At 40.1% G+C, this 19,412-nt stretch carries 13 protein-coding genes; 5 read left to right on the top strand and 8 right to left on the bottom strand.

Features of this window, described 5'->3' with window-relative positions; genetic code table 11:
* Positions 1 to 47: 47 nt before the first annotated feature.
* The 4 genes from PVK63_RS13530 to PVK63_RS13545 form a co-directional block, all read right to left on the bottom strand.
* A complete protein-coding gene (locus PVK63_RS13530) occupies positions 48 to 3,179 on the bottom strand; it encodes an efflux RND transporter permease subunit (protein ID WP_130087553.1) in 3,132 nt (1,043 codons plus the stop codon).
* On the bottom strand, positions 3,176 to 4,645 hold the full coding sequence (locus tag PVK63_RS13535) for an efflux RND transporter periplasmic adaptor subunit (protein WP_130087551.1): 1,470 nt from the start codon (positions 4,643 to 4,645) through the stop codon (positions 3,176 to 3,178). The genes PVK63_RS13530 and PVK63_RS13535 overlap by 4 nt, the downstream gene beginning before the upstream one ends.
* Positions 4,646 to 4,655: 10 nt before the next feature.
* Complete coding sequence (locus tag PVK63_RS13540) at positions 4,656 to 5,990, bottom strand: TolC family protein (protein ID WP_130087550.1); 1,335 nt, start codon at positions 5,988 to 5,990, stop codon at positions 4,656 to 4,658.
* 107 nt (positions 5,991 to 6,097) lie between these two features.
* The gene (locus PVK63_RS13545; RefSeq protein ID WP_130087548.1) at positions 6,098 to 6,514 is read right to left on the bottom strand and encodes a hypothetical protein; all 417 of its coding nucleotides are present in this window, start codon (positions 6,512 to 6,514) and stop codon (positions 6,098 to 6,100) included.
* 189 nt (positions 6,515 to 6,703) lie between these two features.
* On the opposite strand from PVK63_RS13545, the gene PVK63_RS13550 reads away from it, so the two are divergent.
* Positions 6,704 to 7,729 carry an acyltransferase gene (locus PVK63_RS13550; protein ID WP_130087546.1) on the top strand — a complete coding sequence of 342 codons (1,026 nt, stop codon included), beginning with the start codon at positions 6,704 to 6,706 and terminating at the stop codon, positions 7,727 to 7,729.
* 51 nt (positions 7,730 to 7,780) lie between these two features.
* Here the strand turns inward: PVK63_RS13550 and PVK63_RS13555 are convergent, their stop codons facing one another.
* Positions 7,781 to 8,629: an alpha/beta fold hydrolase gene (locus PVK63_RS13555; protein ID WP_130087544.1), complete on the bottom strand. Its 849-nt coding sequence runs from the start codon at positions 8,627 to 8,629 to the stop codon at positions 7,781 to 7,783.
* 205 nt (positions 8,630 to 8,834) lie between these two features.
* On the opposite strand from PVK63_RS13555, the gene PVK63_RS13560 reads away from it, so the two are divergent.
* The 4 genes from PVK63_RS13560 (at position 8,835) to PVK63_RS13575 (ending at position 13,863) form a co-directional block, all read left to right on the top strand.
* A complete protein-coding gene (locus PVK63_RS13560) occupies positions 8,835 to 10,019 on the top strand; it encodes an NnrS family protein (protein WP_130087542.1) in 1,185 nt (394 codons plus the stop codon).
* A 154-nt stretch (positions 10,020 to 10,173) separates the two neighbouring features.
* Positions 10,174 to 11,634, top strand: a complete 1,461-nt coding sequence (nagE, locus tag PVK63_RS13565; RefSeq protein WP_130087540.1) for an N-acetylglucosamine-specific PTS transporter subunit IIBC — start codon at positions 10,174 to 10,176, stop codon at positions 11,632 to 11,634.
* Positions 11,635 to 11,861: 227 nt separating this feature from the next.
* Entirely contained in the window at positions 11,862 to 12,539 is a 678-nt protein-coding gene (locus tag PVK63_RS13570; protein WP_130087538.1) for a response regulator transcription factor, read from the top strand.
* The gene (locus tag PVK63_RS13575) at positions 12,520 to 13,863 is read left to right on the top strand and encodes a sensor histidine kinase (protein WP_130087536.1); all 1,344 of its coding nucleotides are present in this window, start codon (positions 12,520 to 12,522) and stop codon (positions 13,861 to 13,863) included. The genes PVK63_RS13570 and PVK63_RS13575 overlap by 20 nt, the downstream gene beginning before the upstream one ends.
* A 5-nt stretch (positions 13,864 to 13,868) precedes the next feature.
* On the opposite strand, the gene PVK63_RS13580 is transcribed toward PVK63_RS13575, so the two are convergent.
* From PVK63_RS13580 to mukB, 3 genes are all read right to left on the bottom strand, one after another.
* Positions 13,869 to 14,486, bottom strand: a complete 618-nt coding sequence (locus tag PVK63_RS13580; RefSeq protein ID WP_130087534.1) for a DNA-J related domain-containing protein — start codon at positions 14,484 to 14,486, stop codon at positions 13,869 to 13,871.
* Entirely contained in the window at positions 14,483 to 14,815 is a 333-nt protein-coding gene (locus PVK63_RS13585; RefSeq protein ID WP_130087532.1) for a hypothetical protein, read from the bottom strand. The genes PVK63_RS13580 and PVK63_RS13585 overlap by 4 nt, the downstream gene beginning before the upstream one ends.
* A 129-nt stretch (positions 14,816 to 14,944) precedes the next feature.
* Positions 14,945 to 19,411, bottom strand: a complete 4,467-nt coding sequence (gene mukB, locus PVK63_RS13590) for a chromosome partition protein MukB (RefSeq protein WP_130087658.1) — start codon at positions 19,409 to 19,411, stop codon at positions 14,945 to 14,947.
* Position 19,412: the final 1 nt, after the last annotated feature.

Below are 19,412 nucleotides of genomic sequence, written 5' to 3' on the forward strand. Positions count from 1 at the left end.
ACTTAGAACAATAAGCCATTGATATTTTTAGGTTAAGTTAATTGGTGCTATATTTGATCACTTTGACACTGACGCTGTTTCCAGAGTTTAAATACGGCAGGAATAACAACTAATGTCAGTAACAATGCTGATACCATTCCACCAATCATTGGCGCTGCAATTCGTTGCATTACTTCAGATCCCGTACCTGAGCCATACATAATTGGAATTAGGCCAATAATTACAGTAAGCACAGTCATCATGATAGGACGAACACGTAAACCCGCCCCCTCCCCAATCGCTTGTGTTAAGTCTTGTTGAGTCGGTAAGTTGTTTTTCTCAAAAGCATTATTCTGTTTTTCATTCCATGCTTGATTTAAATACACCAACATAATTACGCCTATTTCAACCGCAACACCGGCTAAAGCAATAAAGCCAACCCCAACAGCAATAGAGAAATTAAAGTTTAAAATATGCATGAGCCACAGGCCGCCAACCATAGCTAACGGTAATGTTCCCATGATAATTAACACTTCAGAGACCTGCTTAAAACTAAGATAGAGAAGCAGCATAATAATGCCAATCGTAATGGGAACTACCGTTGTTAAGCGCTCTTTAGCTCGTTCCATATATTCATATTGACCAGACCAACCTAATGAATAGCCTGCAGGTAAATCTAATTGCTCATGAACGACTTGCTGAGCTTCGTGAACATAAGAGCCCAAATCTCGACCATCAATATCAGCAAACACCCAACCATTCGGTCGTGCATTTTCTGTTTTGATCATTGGCGGGCCGTCTTCATAACGAATATCAGCCACATCAGCTAACGCAATTCGAGCGCCATTAGCGGTAATAAGCGGTAAGTTTTGCAGTTTAACGACAGAATCTCGATACGACTGTGGATAACGAACATTGATCGGATAACGCTCTAACCCTTCAATGGTTTCACCTACATTCATGCCACCAACAGCGGTTGAAATAACTTGCTGTATATCTTTAATATTCAACCCATATCGGGCTGCTTGGCGACGTTTTATATCTATGGTTACATAACGGCCACCAGCTACACGTTCTGCATAAACAGAGGTTGTACCTTGAATGTCGTTTAAAATAGGTTCTAATTCTGCGCCGATCTTCTCTATAACTTTAAGATCTGGCCCCGCTATCTTTATTCCTATTGGGGTTTTAATCCCTGTCGCCAGCATATCGATACGCGTTTTGATTGGCATTACCCATGCGTTCGTAATTCCGGGAAATTGAATCAATTGGTCTAGCTCGTTCTTGATCGATTCAGTTGTGACACCGTCACGCCATTCATCTTTTGGTTTGAACTGAATAACCGTCTCTATCATGGTCAATGGTGCCGGATCAGTCGCGGTTTCCGCTCGACCAATTTTTCCCCACACCGTATCAACTTCAGGAACGGTTTTAATCAGTTTATTGGTTTGTTGTAGTAACTCTCTCGCCTTACCAATTGAGATCCCTGGATAGGTTGTTGGCATGTACATTAAATCGCCCTCATCCAATGGCGGAATAAACTCACTGCCCATTTTAGAGATCGGATAATACGCAGAGCCCATAAGTACGATAGCAACAAGTAAAACCGTTTTAGGAAAACGCAAACTCACATTAAGTAGCGGGCGATATAATGCAACTAATGTTTTATTAATTGGATTCTTATGCTCAGGTAGAATCTTTCCTCGAACAAAATAGCCCATTAATACTGGAACTAAGGTAATAGCCAAACCTGCTGATGCTGCCATGGCAAAAGTTTTTGTAAAGGCTAATGGAGAGAACATCTTTCCTTCTTGGCCTTCTAACGCAAAGACAGGAACAAAACTTAACGTAATGATAAGTAATGAGAAAAATAATGGCGTTCCCACCTCTTCCGCAGCTTTACCGATAACTTGCCAACGGTTTTCATCTGTTAATGGGGTTTTCTCTATGTGCTTATGTACGTTTTCTATCATTACAATTGCACCATCAACCATGGCACCAATGGCAATCGCAATACCACCTAACGACATAATATTGGCATTAATACCTTGCCAATGCATCACGATGAATGCGGCTAAAATTCCAACCGGTAAACTTAATGCAATAACCAGTGATGAGCGAATATGGAATAAAAACAGAGCGCAAACAATTGCAACAACAATAAATTCTTCTGCCAATTTTTCCCATAGGTTAGTTACAGCGTGATCTATTAAGGTTGATCGATCATAAGTCGCTTTTATTTCAACGCCTTCTGGTAATCCCTTCTGAAGTTGAGCAAGCTTTTCTTTCACGTTAGCAATAACTTCACTGGCATTCTCACCAAATCGCATCACGATCACACCACCAACCGCTTCACCCTCGCCGTTAAATTCGGAGATCCCACGGCGCATTTGTGGTCCAAGGTTAATGTCTGCAATATCGCCAAGCAGCAATGGCGTTCCTTTATCTGTTACTTTTAATGGCAGTGACTGAATATCTTCAATACTGCTTAAATAACCTGAAGTGCGAACCATATGCTCAGCTTCTGCTACTTCAATAACGGAGGCGCCTGCTTCTTGATTTCCGTCTTTAATCGCTTTATTAATTTGTTGTAGTGTTAGGTTATAAGCTCGTAATTTATCAGGATCAATTTCAACCTGATATTGCTTGACCATTCCGCCAACGGTCGCGACTTCCGATACGCCATCAACGGTTTGTAATTCATACTTTAAGAACCAATCCTGCAAACTACGTAATTCAGCGAGATCATGTTTTCCTGTTTTATCTTGTAAAACATAACTGTAAACCCAACCCACACCTGTCGCATCTGGACCTAATGTCGGTTTTGCTTCTGCTGGTAACTTAGGTGCGACTTGACTTAAGTACTCTAAAACACGCGAACGTGCCCAGTACATGTCGGTATCATCATTAAAAATAATATAAACATACGAGTCACCAAAGAAGGAATAGCCGCGAACGGTTTCAGCTCCCGGAACCGCAAGCATGGCTGTCGTTAACGGATAGGTAACCTGATCTTCCACCACTTGTGGTGCTTGTCCTGGGTAACTTGTTTTGATGATCACCTGTACATCAGAAAGATCAGGCAGAGCATCTACTGGCGTATTCTTTACACTGTAAATCCCTGCTACGACTAAGGCGAACGTCGCAACCAACACTAAAAATCGATTTTTTATCGACCAACGGATAATGGCAGGGATCATAATAATTCCCCTTCTTTCTCTATCTCAAGCAGTTGGTATTCATCATTTATCTTTTGAACTAGAAACTGAACCGCTTCACCTTCACGAAAAGAAACTAAATCAATCTCTTTATCGACCGAAAAATTCATTTCACCCGCTTTCCAATCCCATTGTGATACGGGTTTATGAGCAAAGGTTACCATACCAAAATCAGCCATAAGCATGGTGATATTCCCAGAGATCCAAACACTGTTTTCTGGTCCATTAATTCGACTTAGTTCTGCCGTTTTACTTGATTCAGAATCTAATAAGAATTGAGCTGATGTAACTACTTTATCGTTTTCTTTCAATCCCTTAAGGATTTCAACTTTATTCTCAGCTTCACGGCCTGCAATGATGCGAACTGAACGATATTTACCTTCTCCTTCATCTAATACAACACGTTCCATACCATTTGAACGTATTACCGCTTGGCGAGGAATCGTCAATACTTCCTCTTTTGTTTTAGGATGAATTGTAATGTTTGCGAACATGTTGGGCTTTAATGCACCATCTTGGTTATCAAATTTTAAGCGCATACGCATGGTTCGTGTTTTTGGATCTAAAATCGGATAAACGTAATCAACTTCGCCTTCCCATTTTTTTCCAGGGACAGCATCAAGTGTCATTACCGCTTTATTGCCTGACGATAACCAATGTGCCTGACGCTCAAAAACTTCTGCATCTACCCAAACCTCTTCTAAAGGCCCCGCGCTTATCACAACTTGAGAAGGCGATAAATACCCTCCTTCACGAATATTCAGACTTGCAATAACACCACTAGATGTTGCTTTTATCTCTATGTTTTTATTCGCTTTACCACTTCTAACAATAGAATTAATTTGAGCTTTATCAACACCAAAAGAATGCAATCGCTCTCTTGCGCCTTTAACTAACCCTTTGCGGCCAGTGCGATACGCGTTTAATAATTCTTCTTGTGCTTTCACTAGCTCTGGAGAGTAAAGCGTAAATAATACATCGCCTTTATTTACTTTTTCGCCAATCGCGTTGATATTCAGTTTCTCAACCCAACCCGCCGCACGCACGTTGACTTGCCATAATTTACTTTCATCAAATGTGATGTAACCGACGGTATCTATATTTGGTGACAAGATCGTTTTCTCGACAAACGCACTCTTTACGCCAAGGTTATTAACCACGCTTGGATCAATTGTTACCGTTCCTGCTGGTGCTTTCTCTCCTTGGCCTTCATCGGCATAAACAGGCACTAAATCCATTCCCATTGGGGATTTACCTGGCTGATCTCGACGATAATTTGCATCCATAGGAGCAACCCAATATAAAGGCTCACTTTTCTCAGCACCGACTTCTGAACTGTTATTCATCGTCATAGCCGCCATATCATGCCCTGAGTACAAGCTCATACCCGAAGCGCCAATAACGCCACCAATCACGATTGAAAGTAATGCTATTTTAACTGGTTTCATTTTCTCTTCCTTACTGCTCTGATGGCGAAAGTTGTGGCGCAGAAACGTGATAATCAAAGCCATTTAGATAAAAAGCTAAGTTACTGTATGTTTTATCTAAATCACTGAATAAACGTTGTTTTTCTAGTTCAATACTCAACTCATCACTGGCTGCTGAAATCACATCATTAAATTGTGCGGTATTATTTTCATAACCACGTTCAACGGCTTGGGTTCTGTCTTTTGCTTGGGGCAGTAAAGTATGGTTATAACGAGAAAGACGCTGCTCAAGATTGTTTTTATCAACCAATAGCGAATTTACTTTTGCGTTCATTTGACGAAGTAATACGTCACGTTGTGATTTTGCAGCGCCCACTTGATATTGCGCAGCTGCATAGTTTTGGTCTTGACGTTTGTCGGTAAATAGCGGGATATCCATGGTTACATATGCACTCACCAAATCAGACGCAGGTTGTCCACCCATACCATTCGCTTGACGATAGGCATACATTACTTCTACACCAAATTGAGGTGAATAAGATTCATCGGCAATATCCACTTTGGTTTTGGTTGCGGTTATCGCTAATTCACTCATTTTTATTGTTGGATTCGACTTCAATAAGTCATAAAATTCAGTATCTTGATTTGCCTTTGAATTTAGTAATTTATTCAATGTCGACCACTCTAGTGCTTTTATACCTTGCGGTTTTTGCTCGGATAAATTAGGCAACCATTCTGTGAGTTGTGCATAGATACGGCCTTGCAACTGACGATTCGTTTGCAACTTTTCATCCAATCGACTCAATTGAAGCTGAGCTTGTAGCAAGTCCTGACTTTCACTTTTACCAATCGAATAATTGGTCTTAATGTAGGTTTCCATCTCTGACAGTAGGTGACGATTCTCATGTAAAATAGCTTCTGCTTTTTGTAAGAATCCCAACTCAATCCAAAGTTGAGTAATGGCATTTGCCACTTCTAACTCACGAACTTGAACCTGCATTGCTAATACATCGGCTTGTTGCCCCGTTTGCTTTTGTTGTAAGTCTAAACTTGAGCCTCGACCAAACTTTTGCATTAATCCGACCGATATATTGGTCATAGGGTCTTCATCAAATTTAAAACTGTCCACCGGTAAACCACCAAAACCGACTTTTAGCGTAGGATCGGCAAGCGTTGAACTCGCAATACCTGTAGATCGAAGTGCTTGAGATTGTGCGTATATTTGCTCTCTACTTGCATCAGAAGAGAGTGCTTGTTCGATAAGTTGTGTTAGCTGACTTTCTGCCATCACTTGATTTGAAATCATTAACGAGATCGCAGAGGCTAACCACACTTTAGTAAAGTGTTTACGTGCTGTATTTTTCATGGAAACATTCCAATAACGGCATGATCGTAAAGACAGATCAGTGCCATGATTAAACCGGAAAATAAGAAAGCTTATTTAGCGTATTGATTTAATAGATATAATTGGAATTAAGCTATTGGAGGTCGATATAAGGAAGGAGATGATAATGAACGGGGTTGTTCATTGTAAAAACCATATTTGATAGCAAAAGCTAATGAGTTAATTTGAGTATTCAAGCCAATTGGTAAAGCATAAGCCGCTACTGTACATATTGTTTTACAACAGTTATCACCCTGTTCTGAACAATGGTCATTATTATTCATCGACATAGATGACATATCACATCCCAAGTCACTACTTTGAGACTCTTTTGGTGAATGGCATTCAGGCATGCTGTCACTCATAGGCGACATTTGACTTTGAGGCATTGCCATATTCAAGGTCATTCCTTCCATTTTCATTGGATAGCTGTAAGCAACGCTAGATAGCACTAAAGCCATCAGCGTAACGCCTGTCACTAACCATTTAGAAATAGAAGAAAGCACTATAAATACACCTATATATAGAATTAACCTAATACTAAAGCCTCCCCTAGGGGGAAGGTCAACGATTTTATGTGAAAGCTCTCCCATTTATGAAAACATCCAGTGCAAGAAGCTCCACGAATTAATCTAACGCATATATTTTGTTAAAAGTCCTTGTTAGATTACCCAAAAAATTAAGGATGTCATTTAATGGAAAACTCTCAAAAAATCGCAAGCTTAGAGTTCGGAAGGCTTATTGCTATGTTTGCGATTATTGCTTTGCACTCACAAGTATTTATGACGTATCTGCTAATGGATGATACTCCCGTTTTTGGCTATGCTTTTAATCAATTCACTCGTTTTGCCGTTCCTTTCTTTTTCATTTTATCCGGTTATTTTATTCAACCTAAATTAACCGCGACTCCTTTAAAAACAATACAGTCTTACTCTGCTCCGTTATTTAAGATTTGGATAGTATGGAGTGCTTTATGCCTAGCAATGCCTTTTAACTGGAAAAAGGTTGCTGAAAGCGGTTATCTAGCAGAGCGCTCGGGGTACTGGAATTGGTTAACACAGAACCCATTAAACGCTTTATTTGAAGGTGGTATGGTGCACTTATGGTTTATCCCTGCACTCATTATCGCCGTATCAATTATTGGGTTATTAATTCACTTTAAAAAAACGACATGGCTTGTTCCTGTCGCTGTGATTTTATATGTATACGGCCTCGCTGGCGGTAGCTATCAAACACTCACTGAAGTTTGGACTCCGTTTTTTACTCGAAATGGCCCTTTCTTTAGCACTTTAATGGTAGTCATTGGATTTGAATTAAGAAGAAGAGCAATCACGCTTTCATCAACTAAAGCTACGCTCTTATTGCTGACTGGTTTTGCCATTCACTTTAGTGAGGCGTATTGGTTAACTCAGTTTGATGTACCTTTTAACTTGCATGACTTTTTAATCGGTACCCCGTTAATTGGAATTGGCGTGTTTTTTCTATTGTTATCCAAACCGACATTAGGCCATCACCCTATCACTTTCACATTAAGCAAGCATGTTCTTGGCATTTATGTATGCCACCTACTCTTTGTGGTTGTGTTCTTAAACATTACCGGAATGATGGGACTGACTTTAGCACTAAGAGATTTTGTGATTGTGTTTGGAACGGCTGGAGCATCTACTTTGTTTGTTTTAGCGATCAATAGAACACCACTGCGTCGATTGTTATTTAGATAAATAAAAAACAGATGCATTTGCGCCTGCTATGCATCTGTTTTATCTCACAGCTTATTGAGTTAATACATCAAACGCTCTCTTTGCCTCATCACTCGCCATTACGCGACCATGACCTAAGCCCGTTGTTGGATATAAGGCTACCTGTCTAATATGCTCTGATGCGGTTTTTGAAAGGTCAAAACTGGTAAAGCGATCCTCTTTATCATGTACGATAATCGTCTGAGCTTCTCTTTGCGTTAATCGTTGATACGGGTTAAAACTATCAATAGAACGCTGATATTGATCTTCTATATCACTAACAATCGCTCTAAATAATTTAATAGAGTACCCAGAGCGCTCAATGCTACGGAATAAATTCTCGGTATAGTTAAGTACTGGAGCAATTAGCAGTAAAGGTGCATTATCCAACTTCACATGATGACATTCCAGTACCGCAGCCGTTCCCATACTATGTGCGACGACACCCACCACATCATCACAAGAATCCAATATCGCATTTAACCCTTCAATAAACGCAGGTAAATGAGCATGTTTTCCCTCACTCTCACCATGAGCTGGGTGATCAAAAGCAACGGCGGTAAAACCTTGAGAAGCGATGTGCTCCATTAATGGATAGAATTGACTCGAATTCCCCGACCAGCCATGAGCCAATACCCACGTAGGACCAGAGCCAAGTTGATAAAGACTAAGTTCACCTTCAGATGAGTTCAACTTACTCTTTATTAACCCTTCTGGTTCAGAGTTTTTTGGTTTTGTTCTTACAGGGGTTAATAGTAATTTACGCCCCATCTTCTTCGCGTGACTTGGAATTAATAAGTGATGCAAACGCGTTACTGCATTTAAAGTACTGCGTTTAAAGCTAAACTTGTTCTCTGTACCAAAGTAAATTTCCTGACTCATGAATACGTCCATTTATATTTTTATCTGTTCATCTTAACTAAAGTACTCTCTTTGTCGATAAAGGACTTAAAAATTTAACAATTAGATCACAATCTCTATTGTGTAATCTAAAGATACACCCGAAATATAACGTGCATAAAAAATATATGTTATTGGGTTTTATTTCAGTTATACTTATTTTGTCCTTACGAATTGAGAAAATCTTATGATGAATATTACAGATAAAGCTGTCGAAGAAAGAATTCCACCTATACTCCGTTTAGGATTTCGACCATTTTTTTTATTAGGTAGTATCTATGCCATTATTGCTGTCACTGTATGGGTATGGGCATTTCAAACAGGCCAACCTACCTACCTAAACGTGCCTGCGCTTTGGTGGCACGTGCATGAAATGCTTTTTGGTTTTTCGATGGCGATTGTTGCTGGTTTTGTGTTAAGTGCCGTTCAGAATTGGACAGGTGTTAAAGGAACTTCAGATAAACGTCTCGGGTTCATTGTCTTATTATGGCTGTTACCAAGAGTATTATTCTGGACTTCAGCACCACTTTGGTTAATTTCAAGTATTGAAGCGCTGTTCATGCTCGCTATTGCCTATGAAGTTGGATTTCGTGTAATCAAAACCAAAGGCGTTCGTAACTTTTTCTTTATTCCGTTATTTTTAGTCGCAATTGCCGCGAACTTCGCTAGTTACGCAACAATTAAAGGCATGCCGCCATTTACTTCTGCTGCGGTTTGGGAATCCATGCTTTGGTGGTTTACGCTGCTACTTTCTGTAATGGGCGCACGCGTTATTCCTTTCTTTACTGCACGTCGCTTTCAGTTTGAAAAAGCTCAACCAATGCTTTGGTTAGATGCGTTATGTAATATCCCATTAGCTATGCTGTTTATTTTGAGCTTTTTCCCTTTAACATCAGAGCAAGTAAGTCCATATTTAATGGTCATTGCAGGTATTGCTCAATTGATCCGAATGATCCGTTGGAAAGGATATAAAACACTGAGTGAACCATTAGTATGGTCTCTTCATGCTGGTTATCTTTGTATCCCATTAAGTTTACTGTTACGTGGTTTAAGCACCGATTACTTTATCTCTCATACAGGAATTCATTTATTTGCAATTGGTGCATTAGGCGGCGTTATTTTAGCTATGATAGCTCGCGTGACTATGGGACATACTGGCCGCGAAATCTACAAAGGTCCCTCTATGGGACTGGCTTATAGTGCAATCATCTTAGCGGCGTTTATCCGTTCATTTGGGGTTATTTTGTTTCCTCAATATATGATGGAGTTAATCAACATCACTGCTGCTCTTTGGGCTATCGCATTTGGCTTATTTGTTTGGTATTTTGCTCCTATGTTATGGTCAAAACGCGTAGATGGGCACCCGGGTTAATTTACTTCTCGAATTAATTAGATCTCACTCACAATTTGATTCTTAAAGTGCCAACATTAACTATAGTTAATGTTGGCACAATCTTTTGTTAACCCACTCTTTTGTATTCTTCTCTTAGTTTAAAAATAACAGACTAAATTTTAAGGAATACAATATGAATGTATTAGGTTACATGCAAAAAGTAGGTAAAGCGCTGATGGTTCCTGTCGCTACGCTTCCTGCTGCCGCGATATTAATGGGTGTTGGTTACTGGATGGACCCAACGGGTTGGGGTGCCAACAGCGTATTCGCTGCGTTTTTAATTAAATCAGGGGGAGCTATCATTGATGTGATGCCGATGCTATTTGCCATTGGTGTGGCGTTTGGTTTAAGTAAAGACAAAAACGGTTCGGCGGCACTCGCTGGTTTCATTTGTTTTACCGTTGTTACTACCCTTCTTTCTCCTGCGGTTGTAGCCCAGCTTGAAAATATCCCTTTGGATCAAGTTCCTGCGGCGTTCGCTAAAATCAACAACCAGTTCATCGGTATTATTGTTGGTATTATTTCTGCTGAAATTTACAACAAATACTCTACGGTTGAGCTACCAAAAGCACTTGCTTTCTTTAGTGGTAAACGTCTTGTTCCTATCTTGACATCAATTGCTGGTATGGCTTTGTCATTCGTACTTCTTTACGTATGGCCTGCTATTTTTGATGCGCTAATCTCATTTGGTACTCAACTTCAATCAATGGGTGCCGTAGGTGCTGGTCTATTTGGTTTCTTTAACCGTTTAATGTTAAGTGTTGGTATGCACCATGCGCTTTACCCTGTGTTCTGGTTTGATGTTGTTGGTATTAACGATATTCCAAACTTCTTAGGTGGCGCACAGTCTATTGCTAACGGCACTGGTATTCCGGGTCAAACAGGCATGTACCAAGCTGGTTTCTTCCCTATCATGATGTTTGGTCTACCAGGTGCTGCACTTGCTATGTACCACTGTGCAGAAAAACGCAATAAAGCTGCGGTATTCTCTATCATGCTTGCAGCAGCAATGGCGTCATTCTTTACTGGTATCACTGAACCGCTAGAATTCAGCTTCATGTTCCTTGCTCCATGGTTATACCTAATTCATGCAATCTTAACGGGTCTATCTCTATTCATCGCGGCAAGCATGGAATGGATGGCTGGTTTTGGTTTCTCTGCAGGTTTCGTTGACTTTGTACTATCAAGCCAAAACCCATTAGCGGTTAAATGGTACATGCTGATCCCACAAGGTCTTGTATTCTTTGTTCTTTACTACACCATCTTTAGATTCGCGATTAAGAAGTTTAACTTCCTAACTCCAGGTCGTGGTGAAGACATGAATAAAGATGACTCAGTAGAAGAGAACATTACAGATGTAACCAATGCCTACATTGAAGCAATCGGTGGTGCAGACAATATTCTAGAAGTAGATAACTGTATTACTCGCCTACGTTTAACAGTAAAAGATTCAGGTCTTGCTGATAGCGCAAAACTAAAATCAATTGGTGCTGCGGGTGTGGTTCCAATGGGTAAAGGTGGCTTACAAGTTATCATTGGCTTAGGAAAAGTTGATAAAGTTGCTGCAGAAATGAAAGTAATTTTAAAAGCCTAATATCATACTAATAAAGCAGCTAACCATTGCTTAATTAAATTGGTATAACCTCCATAATATTCGTACCAGATGTTATGTGAGTACAACTCAAGAGTCTTAATTCTTCCCCCTTTAAGGCTCTTTATGATGTATTCCTATTTCATTTAATAACTCTTTTTCATTATTTATTTATCTAATTCCACTTCTTTCTTGTTACACTAAATTAATCAAATAGTTGAGATAGATTTATGAAAATACTGGTTATAGAAGACGATCAAACCACTCGAGATTTCATTGCTAAAGCTTTAGAGCAAGAAGGCTTTATTGTGGATAGTTCTGGTGATGGTAAAGAAGGCTTAATGATGGCCATCAGCTGTGAATATCAGTTAATTGTGCTAGATCGCATGCTTCCTAACCTTGATGGTTTAAAGGTCTTATCTGCAATTAGAGCGACGGATAATAATACACCCGTTCTTATTCTTAGCGCACTAGACAGCGTAGACCAGCGTGTTGAAGGTTTGACCGCGGGCAGTGATGACTATCTAACTAAACCTTTTGCTTTGGCAGAGTTGCTAGCACGTATTAATATTATCTTGCGCCGTAACCGCCCAATAGAAAATACGCTAAATGAAATACAGATCAATAATCTAACCATTAATCTTCGCTCTCAAAAGGTCACAATAAACAACGTCCCTATCGCATTACAGAATAAAGAGTTTATTTTATTACGTTTTCTTGTAGAGCATGTCGATGAAGTCGTTTCTCGCATGCGATTGTTTGAAGCTGCTTGGGATTATCATTTTGATCCTAAAACCAACGTTATTGATGTTCATATCGCTAAATTGCGTAAAAAGCTAGAACACGGTGGCGCAGTAAACCTGATTGAAACGGTACGTGGGGCTGGCTATGTTATTAGACAAGCGTGATGAGCTCTATCGTTCATCTATTTTAAAACTCTTAATTTGGTTTGCTATTGGCTTATTCTTAATGATGGCATTATTGCTGTATCAACTGTATTCAACCTCTTTGCATTTATATAGCCAAAACCTTGATGAATGGTTACGTGGCGAGACTTCACAACTTCAAGCCATCGCAAGTGCTGAAGGCATTGAAGCTGTTCAGCAAAGCATTAATAACAGCAAAGAAAGTAACCGTTATATTTACCATATTGCTAATCATGCTAGTCCTTCACCAACGGACACGTCGGCAACGTCCTACCCTGTTATTGCTCAAATAAAACAATATCAAGCCTATAATGATTTACCCAATATGAGGGCAACGACAGTTGAGCTTCCTGATGGTTCTGAATTAATTATTGGCATTGATCAAGAGCGTTACTTAAGCTTTAAAAAACAATTAGATTCATCTGTTATTTGGGGTACTTTTTTCCCCTTTATCGCTTTATGCTTAATCGCAATCCTAATTGCCGTATACATTCTTAAACGATTAAACCTTGTTAATCAAACCATGAACCGAGTGATGCTAGGTGAGCGTAACGTTCGTTTAAAAGTGGGGCCAGATATGAATGAATTTGATTTACTGGCTTTGCATTTGAATAATATGCTAGAGCAAATGGAGCAGAGTGAATCTAAACTTAAATCCTTAACCGTAGATATTGCTCACGATTTAAGAACCCCAATGGGACGCATTAAGTTACGTATTGAAGATCTTTTATATGATAATACCGTAAGCGATTATCATCAGGATAAATTAGAAAATATTCAATCCGATTTCTCCCTTCTGCTTGATACCTTCAATGGCATGATGGAGTTATATCACTTAGAAAATGGCGGAACGCCTGTTAACAAACAACAGTGTGAACTCAGTAAAATTGTTCAAGATGCTATCGAATTTGCAGAGCCTACCGCATTAGATAAGCAACAAAAGTTATATTTGACTATAGAGATGCCCTGCCCCTTATACGCCAACCCAAGCCTGCTTTTTCGTGCTGTGTTTAATATCATCGACAATGCGATTAAATATACCCATGAAGGCGGGGTAATTGAAGTGATTGTTGATTGCTTTGGTGTCGTTGTAGCTGATAATGGTATGGGAATAAAACCAAAAGACAGAGAGCGAGCGTTAGATCAATTAGTGCGTTTAGATCCTAGCCGAACAGAGCATGGTTTTGGTTTAGGCCTTGCTCTAGTTAAAACCGTTATGAAAATACACAATGGAAGAATAAGCCTAAGTGATAATTACCCAGGCCTGCGAGCACGTTTACTATTTGATGAAACCGTAAACAAGTAATTATATTAACGCAATACGTTCCAAGCTTCACACATCACTCTGAACTTATCCGCATCACCGCTTGCTCTGTCTGGGTGATGCTTCATCGCCAATTTTCGCCATTGCTTTCTAATGTCTTTAGCAGTAGCACTTTCTGACAAACCAAACAGCTTCAACGCTTGAATTCGATCCATTGATGCTACAGCTCTAGAGCCGCCTAAATATCGACGATAATTACTCCAGAACTCGTTTAATAGGCGTTTAACCTCATCTTCTTCAACTTGGTAATTTGTCCACTCTAAATAATATTCTCGAAGTGGATGTACCGTATCAATTGCCTGTATTGACCCTTCTGTTTCTGCCACCGAGAACAACTGTATGTTCATGGCTTCGACTTGCAACCATTGCTCTGGATACAACTCAGTTTGAAGTTGATACAGAGCATTCATGATCAAAAAATTACGCTTAAACAGGTCTTTATCTGGGCTTTCATCAAGCTGTGTTAATAAGCCTTTTTCGATCAAATGCGAAGATAGCGTATGAACTTTCCATTCTTGATTTGTTTCTTGTAATACTTCAAACAAAGGCCAAACTAAAGGATTTTCAAACTGACCATCCATTTTATCTAAATGATTTTCCGTCATTTCTTATACCCTAATTGTTTAATTAACGTATTAAGATTCCAAACACAGAATAAGTTAAAAAGAATAACAGTGCTCATGATCAATGCCATTCTTACCCATGGTTGTTCAGTTGCCAAGCGATATTCAGCGATGTGGTAGATAGTAGGAAGCCACACAGCAAAGACCCCAATAACAAGACCTGCTTGTAGCATTCTAAACACAAATTCTTTATTCAAAAACAGAGTAAAAGGAAGTGCTACAAGTGCAGAAACAATAATCACATTCCCTTCTCGTAAAAAGTGAGCCGCCATTACCCAATACGCTAAAAATACAATAATTGTTCGCCACATTGATAATATCCTCTTCTTTATTTTATTTACTAACCGTTAGTATAACTTCTGCAGTTGATCACTGCTTAGGTATTAAGCATAAAAAATGGCAGCCATTTCTGACTGCCATTTATTTACAAACTTAACTCACTATTCCGCAATCTCTGCTTCTTCTAGCGTTTGTTGAGTACGACTTGCTGCCGACTCTTGCCCGAAGCCTTTAAGACCGACCACATGAACGTGCTCGCGATCTTTAAAGATCTTACGAACCAGTTTATAAGTTGTCCCCTTCTCTGGGCTGATGTTCTCTGGTGCTGCGATAAGAAGCTGCATGTCCAGACGGTCACACAATTCAAATAACGTCGCAATAGATTTCCCATCCAGACGTGCCGCTTCATCCAAGAATAATAGACGACAAGGCATAATGTCTTTACTACGAAGACGACGAGACTCTTCTTCCCAACTTTGGATAACCATTAATAAGATCGCTTGACCTGTACCAATCGCTTCACCAGTTGATAGTGCACCTGATTCTGCTTGTAACCAACCATCAGCACCACGGTTTACTTCAATGTTTAGCTCAAGGTAGTTACGGTAATCCAGTAACTCTTCACCTAGTGTTTGTGGTGAACGTTGGCCAACATCTATATGTGGGTTAATTCGTTGGAACAGTTTCGCAATTGCTTCTGAGAACGTAAAACGAGGATTACCAAACAAGTCTTGATGCTGTGCTTGATGCTCAGACAGACCCGCTAGTAGCGTTGCGTGAGTTTCACGAATACCTACATTTAGACGAACACCCGTTACTTGACCAAAACCAATTTGTGATAAACCTTGGTTCAACATACGAATACGGTTTTGCTCACGCTGAATGGTCTTACGAATAATGTTCGCAACACTTTCAGAGCTCAACGCTAAACGGTTTTCACGAGAAGTTAGCTCTTCAGTCAGACGACCAAGCTCAGTTTCCATCTCTTCAATGGCTTCAACCGGATCATCAGTATGAATGATATCTTGGCGAATACGCTCACGAAGATGCTGATAAACCGCAATGTAGAATAGAACCTTACGCTCTGGTTTGCTTGTATCTTCAGAAGCACGCAGCGAATCACGTAGGTCTTCGTTATCTGCAACTGCTAGACGAAGCGCACCTAACGATTTATCTGACATTGAACGCAGTTCTTCTGCACTTAAGTACGCAAGCTCACGTTTATGTAGACGACGTTCTACATCATTCTCACGAGCTAAGCGTAGAACTGAACACCAGCCCGCTTTTGCGTTAACTACAAACGTACGCAGCTCTTTGTACAGTTTTTCAACTTTACGAGATTGCTTAACTAAACCTTTAATCTCAAGCTCGTTTGATGTGATGCCTTTTTCTAGCTCACTCTTACGGCCACGAGAACTGTGTAGACGCTCGTTCAATTCACCCTTACGAACTTCAGCACGCTCTAATGCACTATGGTCAGCATGAACACCAAACTCTTGCAGTTCACGCTTAAACTCTTGAACCGTTTCTTGTTTCGCTTGATGTGAACTCTTAAGCGAAGCCATTACTTGGTTGTATTGGTTTGCTTGAGCTTGTGATTGCTTTTGTTGCTCTTTCGCTTTAGTACGCGCTTGTTCTGCTTGTACTAATTTCGCTTTAAGTTGTTCGTTTAGTTCACTGCTCTTATTAAGCAATGCAACCGCATCTTCATAACCGAAGTGATGGCGACGCTCTACTAAATCAGAAATAGCAAACAATTGGGCTTTAATGCTTTGTAACTGCGCATCGATTTGCTCATGCTCTGCTTTTAGTGCATCAAATTGCTCAGGATCCACTTCTAGCGCACGTTGCAGTGTTTCTAACTCTGCAATCGCTTTGCCATTTTGACGTAGGAAACTTTCGGCTTCTGATACTTGTTCAACTTGAGCACTGATCTCTTCAAAACGCTCTGTGATGGTTTCATCTTCAAGAACATTAATGTGCGGTGCAATTTTAGCTAATTGAGACAATGCCTCTTTTGACGCTAAAATTTGTGATTTATGCTGCTGCTCTGTCGCAACTAATTCTGTTAACTGACGGCTCGCTTGCGATAATTGCTCACGTGCTTTTTTCAATTCAACTTCTGGATCAGCATCAAACGCTACTGCTAGGTGTGTTGATACGAAGCCATTAAAGCTTTGGTATAAACGTTGAAGTTTTTGTGAATCAAATGCCGCTTTTGCGTGTTCTTCAACGGCAATTTCACGCTCTTCACGTAATGTATCTAAACGTTGCTCACGAGCTGCACGACCAAACAATGGTAGCTCAGGGAAACGAGAATAACGCATTTGGCGATCATTTAGATGAACGCAAACCGCATTCTCCATTTCATCTGCATCAAATACGCTGTCATCAAACGCATCGATATCACCTTCAATGATGTAAAGATCATCCGGACAATCTTCAAGATCAACCAGTTTATCTTTAATGCCTGATAAATCAGAAACAACAATAGCATGACGTGCAGGGCCGTAAAGTGAGCTGAAGTATGGCGCATCACTTAACGTAATATCGTCATAAATCTCAGAAAGCAGTACACCACCTAGTGTATCAGCAAGACCTTTAAGACGTGCATCACCACTACCACCAGGGGCTGCTAGACGCTCAATTTCAGATTCTAACTCTTCTTTACGAGCAGCTAGGCGATCTTTGTTTGTCGACAATACACGCTCATTTTCTAGCGTTTCTTGCATTTGGCTAATAACCATTTGGCTATCTTCCAGTTCAACACCACATTGATCATTCAGTTTGTGCAGTGCGTCATTCGCAGCAATCCATTTAGGTGCAATAGACTCTAAACGGTGTGCTTCTGAACGATGTTGTTGTTCTTGGCGTTTTAGCTCTGAACGTTTATCAACGATATTTTCTTGCTGTTCTTGAACCGTTTCAAGCATCTCTTCATGACGCGCTTGCTCTTCTTCAAGAACCAATTCAGAATCAATCGTGATATTAAAACGTTTTGCGTATTCTTCGGCCAGTTCTTGAGCTTGGCGTTGTAGTCGAACTGCACGCTCAAGATCTTTGTATTGTGCTTTAAGTTGCTCTGCACGCTCTGCAATATTGTTGAACTGGCGAGCTTGTTCAATTAAAGCTTTTGCTTTATCTGATGCTTCGCTGCGCTCAACATGACCTGCAATCGAAGTTACTAATGCTAAGCCGCGTTCAAACTGTTGAACTGCCGCAGAAGAAAGATCCAATTTATGCTTAATCGCAAGTAATGCGGTAGTTTGAAGTTCTTCTTTTGCTTTTAGTTCGCTTTGAAGATCAATGGCATTATCTTGAGTTAACGACTCATTTGCTGTTAATTGCTGCGCTTTTTCAAGTGCTTTAACCGCTTGTTGGTATTGAAGTGCACGAGTTTGCTGCATATCCAACGCTTGTTGGTAATCAGCAAGCTGTGTTTTAAGACTATCAACTTCTTCTTCCGTTAATAGTGCTTGCTCTTCAGCCATTGCAAGTTGTTCTGCGGCTTCTTCCACCACCATCACTTGTTCTTCTAGACGCTCTGTTAGCTCTTCTAGATCTTCAGAGTAACGTTCAATCTTCTCTTGTTGACGAACCGCAGTTTGTACTAATTGAAGATGATCTGACGCTGCTTGGTAATCTTGCTCAAGGCCTGATTCTGATTCAGTAAGAAGCTCTAATTCACTCTGCATATTATTTAATACAGATGATAGATCCACTAAGCTGCGTTGCGCATTCATTAACTCAACACGATGCGTTAATGTTTGTTCTACTTTATTACGGCGATCATTAGCATGACGCATGTAATCTGAAGCAACGTAATTCGTTGATTCTGTGATTAAATGTTTGAATAAATCACGATCAGACTGAGTCGTCTTAATCGCTTCTAATGTCATACGGTTTTCACGTAGTGCTGCTTCCATATCTTGGAACGCTTTCTTAACACCACCATTTTGTGGCAATAAGTAATCACGTAAAGAACGCGTGATCGCACTTGAAATACCACCGTATAAAGAAGCTTCGATTAAACGATAGAACTTAGAACGATCGCTTGTGTTACGAAGTTTCTTCGGTAATACACCGTAATCAAACATTTGAGCGTGATAGTCGGTTACTGAATTAAACGCTTTAAATTGAACGCCTTCGTACTGTGAAACAATGTCTTTTACGTCATTGATTTGACGAACACGAGCTTGATTTTCAGAAACAGATTCAATCATTAAATCCGTTGGTTTTACATGGCTTGGTAAACCAACAACAATGAATGGCTTGATGTCTACTTTCTTATCACGACCTGCTACTTGCTGTAATTTTACAGCAAAAAGTACACGTTGCTTACGAGAGTTAACAATGTCTAGCGCTGCATAACATGCACCCGGCTTTAATTTACCGTGTAGACCTTTGTCACGAGACGCTTGAGAGCTGCCCGCTTCTGTTGTGTTACGGAAATGCAGTAGTGACTGGTCAGGAATAAGCGTAGTAATGAACGCCGCCATTGTGGTCGACTTACCCGCACCGTTACCACCAGAAAGTGTGGTTACTAGATTATCAATGTCAAAAGTACGGGCAAAAAAGCCGTTCCAGTTAACCATGGTGAGTGATTGATATTTACCACGTTCAACCATA

This window comes from Aliivibrio sp. S2TY2 (assembly GCF_028765525.1).
Classification (GTDB): Bacteria; Pseudomonadota; Gammaproteobacteria; order Enterobacterales; family Vibrionaceae; genus Aliivibrio; species Aliivibrio finisterrensis_A.

Bases quoted from the DNA above. Each gene is read 5' to 3' on its own strand.
- PVK63_RS13580 (WP_130087534.1), bottom strand. From the start codon at position 14,486: ATGACGGAAAATCATTTAGATAAAATGGATGGTCAGTTTGAAAATCCT.
- PVK63_RS13555 (WP_130087544.1), bottom strand. From the start codon at position 8,629: ATGAGTCAGGAAATTTACTTTGGTACAGAGAACAAGTTTAGCTTTAAA.
- PVK63_RS13560 (WP_130087542.1), top strand. From the start codon at position 8,835: ATGATGAATATTACAGATAAAGCTGTCGAAGAAAGAATTCCACCTATA.
- PVK63_RS13535 (WP_130087551.1), bottom strand. From the start codon at position 4,645: ATGAAACCAGTTAAAATAGCATTACTTTCAATCGTGATTGGTGGCGTT.
- PVK63_RS13585 (WP_130087532.1), bottom strand. From the start codon at position 14,815: ATGTGGCGAACAATTATTGTATTTTTAGCGTATTGGGTAATGGCGGCT.
- PVK63_RS13550 (WP_130087546.1), top strand. From the start codon at position 6,704: ATGGAAAACTCTCAAAAAATCGCAAGCTTAGAGTTCGGAAGGCTTATT.
- PVK63_RS13530 (WP_130087553.1), bottom strand. From the start codon at position 3,179: ATGATCCCTGCCATTATCCGTTGGTCGATAAAAAATCGATTTTTAGTG.
- PVK63_RS13570 (WP_130087538.1), top strand. From the start codon at position 11,862: ATGAAAATACTGGTTATAGAAGACGATCAAACCACTCGAGATTTCATT.
- mukB (WP_130087658.1), bottom strand. From the start codon at position 19,411: ATGGTTGAACGTGGTAAATATCAATCACTCACCATGGTTAACTGGAAC.
- PVK63_RS13575 (WP_130087536.1), top strand. From the start codon at position 12,520: ATGTTATTAGACAAGCGTGATGAGCTCTATCGTTCATCTATTTTAAAA.
- nagE (WP_130087540.1), top strand. From the start codon at position 10,174: ATGAATGTATTAGGTTACATGCAAAAAGTAGGTAAAGCGCTGATGGTT.
- PVK63_RS13540 (WP_130087550.1), bottom strand. From the start codon at position 5,990: ATGAAAAATACAGCACGTAAACACTTTACTAAAGTGTGGTTAGCCTCT.